Annotated in this window: 10 protein-coding genes; all 10 read left to right on the plus strand. The window is 36.6% G+C overall.

Annotation, left to right across the window (positions count from 1 at the left end; translation table 11 throughout):
• Positions 1-39: 39 nt before the first annotated feature.
• A complete protein-coding gene (locus A8B35_RS12710; RefSeq protein WP_068473093.1) occupies positions 40-321 on the plus strand; it encodes a helix-turn-helix domain-containing protein in 282 nt (93 codons plus the stop codon).
• Positions 322-356: 35 nt separating this feature from the next.
• Positions 357-1,712 (plus strand): DUF3987 domain-containing protein, encoded by a 1,356-nt coding sequence (locus A8B35_RS12715; RefSeq protein ID WP_068473096.1) that lies wholly within the window; start codon positions 357-359, stop codon positions 1,710-1,712.
• A gap of 281 nt (positions 1,713-1,993) precedes the next feature.
• On the plus strand, positions 1,994-2,965 hold the full coding sequence (locus A8B35_RS12720) for a DUF6371 domain-containing protein (RefSeq protein WP_139314889.1): 972 nt from the start codon (positions 1,994-1,996) through the stop codon (positions 2,963-2,965).
• A gap of 142 nt (positions 2,966-3,107) precedes the next feature.
• Positions 3,108-4,115, plus strand: coding sequence for a helix-turn-helix transcriptional regulator (locus tag A8B35_RS12725; RefSeq protein ID WP_068473102.1), 1,008 nt, complete (start codon positions 3,108-3,110; stop codon positions 4,113-4,115).
• Positions 4,116-4,181: 66 nt separating this feature from the next.
• Positions 4,182-5,717: a DNA recombination protein RmuC gene (locus A8B35_RS12730; RefSeq protein WP_068473106.1), complete on the plus strand. Its 1,536-nt coding sequence runs from the start codon at positions 4,182-4,184 to the stop codon at positions 5,715-5,717.
• Between the two features lie 38 nt (positions 5,718-5,755).
• Positions 5,756-6,070 carry a hypothetical protein gene (locus A8B35_RS12735; protein WP_068473108.1) on the plus strand — a complete coding sequence of 105 codons (315 nt, stop codon included), beginning with the start codon at positions 5,756-5,758 and terminating at the stop codon, positions 6,068-6,070.
• A gap of 359 nt (positions 6,071-6,429) precedes the next feature.
• A complete protein-coding gene (locus tag A8B35_RS12740) occupies positions 6,430-7,635 on the plus strand; it encodes a PDDEXK-like family protein (RefSeq protein WP_068473111.1) in 1,206 nt (401 codons plus the stop codon).
• 225 nt (positions 7,636-7,860) lie between these two features.
• The gene (locus A8B35_RS12745) at positions 7,861-9,360 is read left to right on the plus strand and encodes a type I restriction-modification system subunit M (protein ID WP_068473114.1); all 1,500 of its coding nucleotides are present in this window, start codon (positions 7,861-7,863) and stop codon (positions 9,358-9,360) included.
• Positions 9,357-10,541 carry a restriction endonuclease subunit S gene (locus A8B35_RS12750; RefSeq protein WP_222844151.1) on the plus strand — a complete coding sequence of 395 codons (1,185 nt, stop codon included), beginning with the start codon at positions 9,357-9,359 and terminating at the stop codon, positions 10,539-10,541. Before A8B35_RS12745 ends, A8B35_RS12750 begins: the two co-directional genes overlap by 4 nt.
• 208 nt (positions 10,542-10,749) lie before the next feature.
• A complete protein-coding gene (locus tag A8B35_RS23590; protein WP_068473120.1) occupies positions 10,750-12,333 on the plus strand; it encodes a DUF1186 domain-containing protein in 1,584 nt (527 codons plus the stop codon).
• The last annotated feature ends 347 nt before the right edge of the window (positions 12,334-12,680 follow it).

A 12,680-nucleotide genomic window follows, 5' to 3' on the forward strand; every position in this document is an offset into this window, starting at 1 on the left:
TTATCATAAAACATAAAAACAAATTAAAAATAGTTGAAAATGAGCAAAACAGTAGTAATAGTAGATGAGCATCTTTTTAATAAGCTAATGGGTAAAATTGATCACTTGAATGATAAGATAGAAAGTATTAGTGTGTCGAAGAATGATGGCTTTAAGGATCGTTGGTATGTAACAGAGGAGGTGTGTAAACTGTTAAATGTAAGTAGGCGTACTTTGCAAAATATGCGCGATAATAAAGTGATAGCGTATAAAAAAACCGGGCGTAAGATTTATTATAAAGCCTCCGATATAGAGACCTATCTCGAAAGTATTGATGCGTAAATTTCTTCTTGTATTAGTATGTAAAAAGTAATTTTATGAATTTAAATAAAGAAGATAGCACAGAGCTAGGGAAAGCACACCTTACTTACGGTAAACTCTCTATAGATCAGGCCAACATCCGATTAAAACAAGAAGGGGAATCAGAGTTTCCTTTGGGAGTATTTTCTAAGTTTATTCAGGATACCATACTTGAATTGTATGATAATGGAAATTATAACATCGATTACACCTCGGTAAGTGTTTTAACAGCCCTGGCAGGTATAATTGGCAATTCTTTTCATCTGCGTAAGCATATTGAATGGTGCGAGAATCCATCCATGTGGGTGGTATTGGTCGGTAAATCAGGACAAAATAAAAGTGCTCCTTTAAAAACAGCTTTTAAAGCTGTGAAGAATCAGCAAAAACAGTTTGATAAGGAATACGAATCAGCGATAGCTAATTTTGATCCGGATGCTGGGCATAAAAAGCCCACAAAAAGAAAGCTATATTCCACAGATCCAACATTTGAGGCACTGATAAATATGCACAAACAAAATCCCAATGGATTGATTTTGATGCCCGATGAATTTAAGAGTTTCATTCTTAATTTAATTGGATACAGCGGAGGCTCAAAGCAAAGTCAGTTTTTATCTATTTGGGATGGCGCTCCAATATCCTTGGATAGAAAAGAGGCAGAAAGTTCTTCCATTAGTATGCCATGCGTTTCAATTATAGGAAGCATTCAGGATGATGTTATTGCTTCCTTTAAGGCAAAGGATATTAAGGATGGTTTTTTCGAACGCATATTATTTGCTATTCCTTTAAAGATGGAAAAGAAATACATCAAAAGAACCAATCCAAATGATTATATAATTGAGCAATTTCATGCCCAAATGAAATCTTTCTTAGATACTGTATCCGAAAATGAAACTACCAAGGAGTTAATGCTTTCAGAGGGTGCAGAGGAACTTTTTATTACCGAAATAAATAAACATGTGAAACCTTCCAATAAGGATTCTACTATCTCGGGTATCTTATCAAAGTTAGATCGCTATATGTTACGATTTGCTTTGGTTTTGGAAGTATCGAATTGTTTTTTCGCCAATAAAGCCATTGATAAAGTAAGTCGCGATTCCATGAAAAGTGCCATAATGCTTAAGGATTACTTTTATGCGAATGCCCTAAAGTTGAATCATATGGTTTTAAATGTTTATGAGGATAATTCGAAAGAAGGAAAGGTACTTCGTATCATTAAAAAGATTGGAAAAAAGGAATTCACCAATAAAGAATTTATCCAGATAGCTGATCAAATAGGAATAGCTAAAGAATCATATGCTTATCAGTTATTAAGCAATACAAAGTTGGCACACAAAATACAAAAAGGCTTATACGAAACTGATATTCTTAATTAGTCTCTCCAATACAAAAACATCTTATCTGCTAGTTTACTTAAGGAAAATATACATACAACTCTGTAGAGTTTGTGGAGTTGTGGAGTTTTATTGATACACAGTGCTTTAGCTGTGTAGTTTGAGTGTAGTATGTGTGTAGTATGTGTGTAGTAGTGGAGTAAGTAATTTTTTTTCTGTGTAGTGAGTGGAGTTGTATGGAGTGTTAAGTGTTTGATAAACAAGCATTCTACACAACTCCACAAACTCCACAAAAACGTCTTACCTTTTTAATCTATCAACTTATGCGTTATTCATTGGAGAAGTATAAAGGTCGATCAACTCGCCATGATTGTCCAAGATGTCGACTAAGGGTATTTACCCGTTATGTGGATCATAAACTGAACAAATATTTATCTGATCATGTGGGGCGATGTAACCGGGTAGAGAAATGTGCCTACCATTTTACACCCAAAATGTACTTTGAGCAAAACGGATATATGGTAGATGATTCAGATCTATTTGTGCCCAGAGTAAAACCAATTAGTAAACCACCATCATGTATCGACAGAAAGCTGTTATTTGCCTCGTTAAGTCAATATCATAAAAACAATTTTGCCGTTGGTCTGAGTCGATATTTTCCACAAGCTTTGGTTATAGAGGTGTTACAAAAATATTATGTGGGCACAGCCAAAGGGAATAAAACTATTTTTTGGCAAGTGAACCGATTAGGGCAAGTGCGCACAGGTAAAGTGATGCAGTATAATGCAGCAACTTTAAAGCGTGTGGGTTATATAAATTGGGTGCATCATATTGTGAAGCAAAAAGATTTTAATTTGAAGCAGGTTTTCTTTGGGGCTCATTTATTGGCTGATGAATCCACTCCCGTTGCCATAGCCGAGGGTGAAAAGAATGCCATCTTCGGAGCCTTATATTATCCGCAATACAATTGGATCGCAGTAGGGTCGATTGAAATGCTGAACCTACAAAAGCTAAATGCGCTCAAAGCTTACCAGGTCACTTTATTTCCTGATAAAGGAAAAGCATTTCAAAAGTGGAGCACTATTGCTCATAAGGCAAGTTTTGATGTAAGTGTTAATAGCATTTTAGAAGATACTAATTTAAACGAAGGTGATGATATAGCAGATCTAGTTATCGCCATCAAAAAGGATCGGTACAAAAGAAGCCCAGAAGCTATCGTAGACGCTTTTGTAGCTAAGAATAAAAATTTAAAAGGGTTGATGGATAAATTTGGTTTGGTGATTAATGCAGGTTAAATGCCTGCAGGTTAAATGCCTGTAGGATATATTTTGACACTTTGTTGATGTAAAATTTAAAGGTTGCAAATTGAGATGTATCACTTTGGCAGCCCAACATATTTGTTATATTTATTCGCTTAAAACCATCATAGCATAATAAATGGCAACCAACAGAAATGCAACAGTAAGGTATGTTGCTCTCGATCAGTGCTTCCGTAATCCTGGACGCAAATATTTTATGGAAGATCTTATAGCGGTTTGTAATAATTCGCTTTTAGATCTTGATCCAGAGTCTTCTGGGGTAAAAAGACGTCAAGTATTTGAAGATATCAAATTCATGAAGGACTCAAGAGGATTTGAGGCACCCATTGAAAGTTATAAGGAAGGGCGAAAAGCCTATTATCGATATTCAGATATAAACTTCTCTATTAATAGCCAGCCTTTAAACGAGCAAGAAGCCCAACAATTAAAGGAATCTCTTTTAACCTTATCGCGTTTCAAAGGTTTACCACAGTTCGATTGGGTGGAAGAATTAAAGGCACGTTTAGAACAAACCTTTAAACTAGGAGCAGAAGATAATATTATAAGTTTCGAAGAAAATCCTTTTCTCACCGGGCGTGAATACATTGGAGAGATATACAATGCTGTTGTTAACAAAAAGGTGTTAATCATTAGTTATAAACCATACAAAAATAAACAAGAGCTACGATTTGATTTACATCCTTACCATCTAAAGCAATACAACAACCGGTGGTTTCTATTCGGATTAAACAATGAATACAATAATCTAACTACCGTAGCCCTCGACCGAATTCTAGAAATTCAAGAGAGTAAACTAAACTATATTCAAAATACAACTATAGATTTTTCTGAGCATTTTGATGATGTAATCGGGGTCTCAATTAATCCAGATCAAAATACCCAAAAGGTACTTTTAAAGATACATCCCGAATTAGCACCATATGTAAGTTCAAAACCAATACACGGTTCCCAGATAATTAGAATGAACGACAGCCAATACCCAACTATGGAGCTTTTTTTACAAATAAATTATGAGTTTGAATCCTTAATAATGTCATTTGGAGAAAAGGTTGAAGTGCTCCAGCCCACTGTATTACGTGAGAAAATAATATCACGAATTACTCAGATGCAAGAAAGATATTTTTAGTGTGCACAATCAATGCACAGGTGTAGAATACTTTTACAGCATATAAATTTTAAAACGATTTTAATTATGGAAATAATCCAAGTAATCATCAGCAGTATTGTATTATGCCTGGCCTTGTTTTTAGCATTTAGAAAGGATAAAAAATCAAATGCCGAAGTAAATATCGAGTCTTTTAAAAAAGAGATGAAAGAAGAATTCATTCAATCTCGAAGAGAGATGCGTGAAGTAAATCAAGAAAACAGACAAGAGATAAATAGCTTGTTTCAGAATCTACAAACAGCTGTTGTTGATCGCATTAAGGAAAGTCTAGATCTTCAAAAAGAACAACTGTCAGCCTTTTCTGAATCCCTTGATAAGTTCAAAAAAGAATTGGCGCAATCAACCAACCAAGCACACGAGAGTATTAATACTAAGCAGGTTGAGTTTACCGATAAAACCAGTTTAAAGCTGAATGAGTTTGGTGAAAAACTAGTACAGGAAGGAAAAGAAAATAGAACCGAAATAGCCAGTGGTTTAAAAACCTCGAAGGAAGAATTAACGGCTACACTTAATACTTTTAAAGAAAGTCTACGTCAGAATTTTGAAGACCAAAATAAACAACAACATACTTCTCACAAACTTGCCATAGATGGCATTAAAGAAGTAAAATCAGCGGTAGAAAAACAATTGGTTGATATTCGTAAAGACAACGAAAAACAGCTTAATGAAATGCGAAATACTGTTGATGAGAAATTGCAGTCTACACTAGAAAAAAGATTAGGTGAATCCTTTAAGCAGGTGAGCGAGCGACTTGAGTTGGTGCACAAAGGTCTGGGTGAAATGCAAACTATTGCCACCGGTGTTGGTGATTTAAAAAAGGTACTTTCTAACGTTAAAACACGTGGTGTACTTGGTGAGTATCAGCTGGGTAATATTCTAGAGCAAATACTGACCCCTGATCAATATGCACAAAATGTAGCTACTAAAAAAGGCAGTCAGGCCAATGTAGAATACGCCATAAAACTCCCAGGTAAAGATACTGATGAGGAAGTGTGGATGCCTATTGATTCTAAATTTCCCATTGAGAATTACCAACTATTATTGGATGCTTACGAAGTAGGTGAACCCAATGAGATAGCTGCAGCACAAAAGGTGCTCATTAAAACAATCGAATCCTTTGCAAAAGACATTAGTGGCAAATATATCGATCCACCGCATACAACCGATTTTGGAATCATGTTTTTGCCTGTGGAGAGTTTATACGCTGAGGTGTTGCGTCACCCTGGATTATTTGAAACATTACAGAATAAATACCGCATTACTATTACAGGACCAACTACGCTGTCTGCATTGCTTAATAGCCTTCAAATGGGTTTCAGAACCTTGGCCGTGCAAAAACGAAGCAGCGAAGTATGGAAGGTATTAAGTGCGGTAAAAACTGAGTTCGGTAAATTCTCTAACCAATTAACAATTGTACAAAAGCAATTAAATACAGCATCGGGTTCTCTAGAGAAATTGCAAACCACACGTTCCAACCAAATTGAACGTAAACTAAAATCTATTGAAACCATGGATGGTGACGAAGCTAATGAAGTTTTGGCTATCTCAGATAATAAAGAATAGAATCATATGATAAAATTACTGCAATTTATCTTAAGCTTATGATTGTACCTACAATGAACGAAACTGAAATAAAGAAGGAAATAGTTGCTGATTTTAAGAATGCAATTAAAAAATCAGAATACTTCGATAACGATTTCAGAAGAAAAGTGCTTAAAGCAAAGTCTTACCCTACATTCTCCTGTTTCAACTACACTTCGCCATTAAAAAACAAATGGTTAATACTATTTGAGGCTCGCTCTAAAAAAGAATTCGGTAAAAAGAGTAGAGTTGTATTTGTAAGCTATGTACAAACAACCGAGAGGATAAATGCATTTCAATTTGCATACAACTGTGTCAGCCCTCATATCTTATAGTACACACCTCACTTCTTTAAAAGGTACAACCAAAGATGTAATATAAACAAAACCGGGTGCGAGCTCATAAAACAATACTTTACATACAATCACGCGTACAAATACGCCTACCGTACACATATAAAAGATACCAACAACTATAAAAATGAAGTGTATGGTTCAACCAAAGATGGTGTAGCACTGGGTTGGCACACAACAGGCGGTAATGTACATTTCAAAACTTTTATAACCTATGAGATGACAAAAGGCGATCAGATAGAAATATTTGCCCAAAACGAAAAAATAAGGCAAGAACTACACGGCTAATAAGTCTTTTGTCTAAAACCTAACGATCTATTATTCAAACTTAAATAAACAAAATGCTAGAAATACAATCCCTATTAAATCAAGTAAAAGCAAAAATTGAAGAGAGTGAAAGAATAGCTCAGCTAAAAGGCGAAAACTTTAATATATTCAGCATACTAAACATGGAAAGTGCCGAAAATAAAACGCACTCTGCATTTCTATGCGAACTATTAAATCCAGCAGGAACCCATGCCTTTGGCGATGTTTTTTTAAAGCTGTTTATACACGCTTTATTAAAAGAAAATACTGAGCACCCCATTTTAAAAAACTTTGTTACGCAAGGGGCAAAAGTGAAGGCAGAACTCAGTATTGGCGGAATAGATAAAGAGACAAAAACAGGTGGAAGACTAGATATTATTATTACAGATACAGCAGGGCGAAACATCATCATCGAAAATAAAATTTATGCCCCCGATCAGGATATACAAATAGAGCGTTACTGCAACTACCAAACACGACACAGTATAGTTTTTTATCTAACACTCAATGGTGATTCCCCTGGAGAAAAAAGCCGTGGCAATAAAAAAGTAGGTAACGACTTCTACCTTTTATCTTACAAAGATGATATAAAAAGTTGGTTAAGCAGCTGCCAAAAAGAAGCTACAGACAGCCCCATAGTGCGCGAATCCATTAAGCAATACAACATACTCATTAAAAAACTTACCAATCAATTAACGTCCGGTACCATGTCACAAGAAATTAAAGAGATCATCAAACTAAACCTTAAAGGTGCACAAGGTGTATACGATAATTACGCAAATGTACTTGTTGATATCAGAACTAATTTTAGAAATGCAATAAACGACCAACTTTCAACCATATTAACAAGTACTTCTATCACCTTTAACTCAATACACGAATCCAATGCTAATTTGGTAGTAAGCACTCCAGCCAAGCATGTTTCAATTTATATTGAATCATTTAATCCAAAGTCGGAAATTACAGGTTTATGTGTAGGTTTTTTAGTCAATTTAGATTGTATCGAAGAAAATAAAAAAGCACTACTGTTTAATATCTTTAAAAAGTTTAGTTTAACTCAAGACGACTGGTGGTTTGGCAGAGTATCACTTGATATCGACATAGCAAATATCAATCATTTATCGACATTAGCCGATGATAAATACCTTATGAATAAAGCAAAAGAAATAGCACAGACTGTACAAAAATACATCAACGAAAATGAAGATTTAATAGAAGAATTAACTAAACTACTATCTTAAATATGCTGTTTTTGCTAGATTAACGGGCTGCGAATAAGCTAAGCCCAGCCATAGTAAATCACCCCAAAATTAACTACCTTCGCCATCCGCTTAAAAGCGCCAATAATAAAAGATTATTCAATTAAATTCTATTGTCTAATAGTCTCATTACCTAATGATCTTTTATTAATTAAAACAATCAAGGGAATCATCTTGATACTTTGTACTTGATACTAAAAAAGAAATATGATTACAGGAGAATTAAAATCGCAAGTAGATAAAATATGGGAGGCCTTTTGGACGGGAGGCGTATCGAACCCACTTACCGTTATTGAGCAGTTTACCTTTTTATTATTTATACGCAGGCTCGACGAAAAGCAGCGCCTCGACGAAAAAAAAGCCAACATAGCCGGCATACCCTTGCGCAATGTCATTTTTACCGAGGCACAAAGCCAAATACGATGGAACAGCTTTAAGCACAAAGATGCCGAAAGTATGTTTGCCCTATTTACCACGCCACAAGAGGGCGAGTTAAGCGTATTCGACCACATGAAACAAGTGGGCGAGGCGGGAGGTGTGTTTGCCGAGTACATGAAAGGCGCCACCTTTATGATTCCTACGCCACGCTTGCTCGATATGGTGGTGCAGATGGTAGATAAAATTAAAATGGACGACCGCGATACCAAGGGCGACCTGTACGAATACCTACTCTCTAAAATAGCTACAGCAGGTACCAACGGACAATTCCGTACGCCGCGCCACATTATTAAAATGATGGTAGATATGGCACAACCCCACAAGGAAGAGACCATATGCGACCCCAGTTGTGGTAGCGCTGGCTTTTTAGTGGCGGCAGGTGAGTATTTTCAGCAGAACCATGCCGACTGGTTTCACGAGCGCGACTTCCGCGAGCACTTTAACAGCCATATGTTCTCGGGCATTGAGTTTGACCCTACCATGTTGCGCATTGGCGCCATGAACCTGCAACTGCATGGCATAGAAACACCCACGCTTATTGGCAAAGACTCGCTAAGCGAAAGCAATGCCGATATACGCGAGGCTTACTCGCTAATACTGGCCAATCCGCCATTTAAGGGTAGTTTAGATTACGATGCCGTTGAGGGCAGCCTACTACAAACCGTAAAAACCAAAAAAACCGAACTCCTGTTTTTGGCTTTAATGTTACGCATGCTTAAAACGGGCGGACGCTGTGCCGTTATTATACCCGATGGCGTACTTTTTGGCTCCTCAAAAGCACACAAGCAAATACGACAAGAAATTATTGAAAACCACAAGCTCGATGCCGTAATAAGTATGCCTAGTGGCGTATTTAAGCCCTATGCAGGGGTAAGTACCGCCGTTTTGTTTTTTACCAAAACCAATAGTGGTGGTACCGATAAGGTATGGTTTTACGATATGAAAGCCGATGGCTACACCCTCGACGATAAACGTACCGAGAGCAAAGAAAACGACATACCCAATATTATTGCCCAATACCACAAAGTAAGTGCAGGACTAAGCCAAGCGGAAACCGTAGAGTTGAGTAAAGCACGCACCCAACAAGCCTTTTTAGTGCCCTTTGATGAGATTAAAAGCAACGACTGGGATTTATCCATTAACCGCTACAAAGAAATAGTGTACGAAGAAGTACAATACGATGCCCCAAAAGACCTTATAAACGACATTAAAGACCTAGACCAACAAAGAGCCGAGGCACTTAAAGTTTTGGAGGGACTGTTGGGATGATGAAGGTGGTTGAATTAGGTAAAGAAGCAGAAATAATAACAAAAGGAACAACTCCGACTTCAATTGGTAAAGATTTTGTTGAAGTTGGGATTCCTTTTTTGAGGGCCCAAAATGTTATAAATGGGAATGTTATTATAAATAATGATATTTTATATATTAGTCCTGAAACACATAATAAAGAACTTAAACGCTCACGAATACTACCAGGTGATTTATTATTAACTATTGCAGGTACAATTGGTAGAACAGCCATTGTACCTATTGGTGCAAAAGAGTTAAATTGTAATCAAGCAGTTGCCATTATTCGGATTAATTCGATTGATATTGATAAAACTTATTTAAAGAGATTTATTGAAACGAACCATGCCCAGAAGCAATTTACTAAAGGAATGGTAACGGCAACAATTTCGAATTTAAGTCTCGCTCAGGTTAAAAAACTCCAAATCCCCCTACCGCCGCTAGCTACGCAAAAAAAGATAGCCGCCATATTAGACCAGGCCGATAAGCTCCGCCAGTTAAATAAGCAGCTCATTGCCAAATACGATGCCCTTACCCAAAGCTTATTTTTAGATATGTTTGGGGATCCGGTAACTAACCCAATGGGTTGGGAGAAGGTGAAGTTAGGGGAGCTTGGTTTATGGAAATCAGGAGGTACTCCATCAAGAAAGAATATACATTATTATTCAGGAGATATTCCATGGTTATCTTCTGGAGAATTAAATCACCTTTATGTTGGAGAATCTAAAGAGCATATTACTGAGGAGGCAATAAAAGAGACATCAACACACTTAATTGAAGAGGGTAGCCTTTTATTAGGGATGTATGATACTGCTGCCTTAAAATCATCAATTACAACTAATGTAGTTACATGTAATCAAGCGATTGCTTTTTCAAAATTAGATAAGGAAAGAGTAAATGTATTATATGTCTACTATATTATACAAATAGGTAAGGAGCATTATCGTCGTTTACAAAGAGGTGTGAGACAGAAGAATCTTAACCTTTCAATGGTGAAAGGTATTGATATTTTTAATCCCCCAATCGCCCTACAAAATCTTTTTGCGGAGCGCATCCAAGCCATTGAGGCACAAAAAGCGCAAGCGCAGCAAGCATTGTTAAAAAGCGAAGATTTATTCAACAGCCTATTACAGCGTGCCTTTAAAGGCGAGTTGGTGGGGTAGTTTTATATACCCTTAACTCTTTATTACTATAATACTTTAATACTTTAATACCTAACAGGTTTCAAAAACCTGTTAGGTCTCCATACCATACTATTCTTTATTTCAACACCTCACAGGTTTCCAAAACCTGTGAGGCATGTGCTATGCTATTTAAAATCTGTGCTATATTTGCTATCCATATCAAATAAAAAACAATAATCCATACAATATGAGCTCATCATCACAAAAGCTAATAAAAGTCACCAACGATTCTACCATTCTCGATACACTTTACGGCATTACCGAGCCAGTGCGTATTGAGCTCCAAAAGGCCTACAATATGGCACTAAATGGCAAAGCCGCCGATGTGGTTAAAATACAACAACTCATTAATAAGTATCCCCACGTACCGCACTTTAAAAACTACCTAACAGCGCTATACAAAGGTATTGGGCAAATGGAAAAGTCATACGATTTAACCTTACAAATAACCCTACAGCATCCCGCTTATTTATTTGGTAAGTTAAACTTGGCCAATAAATTACTCGACGAAGGTAAATTTAATTTGATACCAGAGGTGCTGGGTTCCGAAATGGAATTGGCCGCATTATATCCCGAGCGCGATACCTTTCATATAGATGAGCTTACCAAATACTACCACTTGGCGGCGCGTTACTATCTTAAAATTAACCAAGCAGAAGAAGCTGAAGCCTGTTACAATTATTTAAACGATTTGGCCCCTAATGACGAAGACACCAAGCAGGTTTTAAATATGCTAACCACGCACAAAATGCTTGCTGGTATGCATCAATTATCAGAAGAAGGCAAACATAACATTGAGGTGCATGTAAAAGCGGAAGCTGAAACTAGTAAAGTAACCAAAGCACCAACCTTTGTGCACAAAGAGATAGATATGTTGTATCAGTACGATATGCGTATTGAAAAGCATATTTTACAAGAGATACTTACATTACCACGCCAAACACTTATTGCTGATTTAGAGCTTGTATTAAACGATAGTATTGCACGCTTTAATTATTTTGATGCCTTATACAGTGCGGATAAAGTAGAGGCAAATACTTATTTTCCGCTTCATGCCCTATATTTATTAGGCGAGTTAAATGCTGTCGAAAGCACAGCTGTGGTATTTAAAATGCTATCGCAACACCAGGATTATTACGATTTATATTTTGGCGATTGGATACACGATAATGTATGGGAGCCCATTTACCGAATGAATAATACCCACCTTGAGGAGTATAAAGCATTTATGCTTGAGCCCAATAAATATACCTATGCCAAAAATGTGCTTATTATATTGTTTGAGCAAATTGTGGTGCATCAGCCACAGCGCAAGCAAGAGATAGTGGATTGTTATAAAGAACTATTAGAAGCGTACAATAAGTGTAGCATTGAGGATAATATTATTGATAGCGAACTAATAGCCTATATAGCTTGCTCAGTATGCGATATGGCAGGTACTGAAGCCAGCGAGCAGCTAAAGCCACTATTTGATAAAAATTGGGTGGCCCAAGGTATATGCGGTAGCTATAGCGATATTATGAAATCCAAACCCAACAGCATACGCGAGCTTGACTTACTAAATATAGAGGATCGTTACACTGAAATTGGCAAGTGGTTTGCAAAAAGTGAATCAGATGCTGAATTTATACCAGAGGCACTAAGCGATGCCAACTTTAATCCATTTGGGGCTTTGGTAAAGCCCGTAACTAACGAAACAAAAATTGGCCGAAACGACCCTTGTAGCTGTGGGAGTGGTAAAAAATACAAAAAGTGTTGTATCAATAAGTAATACCAAACTAACAGGTTTGCAACAAACTTAACAGGTTTCAAAAAACTGTTAGGTCTCCATACAATACTATTCTTTTTTCAATACCTCACAAATCTTCAACACCTCACAGGTTCTTAAAACCTGTGAGGTATAAATTCACATACCAAAAAACATCGCCCAACTTATTTAAAATAATTTTAAATTGCACCAACTACTAGTCTACATCATTTTATAATTATATTTTAATAGGCAAAATTTAAGGTTTTATTAATCAGCACATAACCCTTTTGAATGAGTAAACTTATTATTGCCTCAACTAACGTATCTACTTACCTACAACAAAGGAGCTATAGTACAATTCGCGCACT

Origin of the sequence: Saccharicrinis aurantiacus (assembly GCF_001660705.2) — a bacterium.
Taxonomy (GTDB): Bacteria; Bacteroidota; Bacteroidia; order Bacteroidales; family Marinilabiliaceae; genus Saccharicrinis; species Saccharicrinis aurantiacus.

Bases quoted from the DNA above. Each gene is read 5' to 3' on its own strand.
- A8B35_RS12710 (WP_068473093.1), top strand. From the start codon at position 40: ATGAGCAAAACAGTAGTAATAGTAGATGAGCATCTTTTTAATAAGCTA.
- A8B35_RS12715 (WP_068473096.1), top strand. From the start codon at position 357: ATGAATTTAAATAAAGAAGATAGCACAGAGCTAGGGAAAGCACACCTT.
- A8B35_RS12720 (WP_139314889.1), top strand. From the start codon at position 1,994: ATGCGTTATTCATTGGAGAAGTATAAAGGTCGATCAACTCGCCATGAT.
- A8B35_RS12725 (WP_068473102.1), top strand. From the start codon at position 3,108: ATGGCAACCAACAGAAATGCAACAGTAAGGTATGTTGCTCTCGATCAG.
- A8B35_RS12730 (WP_068473106.1), top strand. From the start codon at position 4,182: ATGGAAATAATCCAAGTAATCATCAGCAGTATTGTATTATGCCTGGCC.
- A8B35_RS12735 (WP_068473108.1), top strand. From the start codon at position 5,756: ATGATTGTACCTACAATGAACGAAACTGAAATAAAGAAGGAAATAGTT.
- A8B35_RS12740 (WP_068473111.1), top strand. From the start codon at position 6,430: ATGCTAGAAATACAATCCCTATTAAATCAAGTAAAAGCAAAAATTGAA.
- A8B35_RS12745 (WP_068473114.1), top strand. From the start codon at position 7,861: ATGATTACAGGAGAATTAAAATCGCAAGTAGATAAAATATGGGAGGCC.
- A8B35_RS12750 (WP_222844151.1), top strand. From the start codon at position 9,357: ATGATGAAGGTGGTTGAATTAGGTAAAGAAGCAGAAATAATAACAAAA.
- A8B35_RS23590 (WP_068473120.1), top strand. From the start codon at position 10,750: ATGAGCTCATCATCACAAAAGCTAATAAAAGTCACCAACGATTCTACC.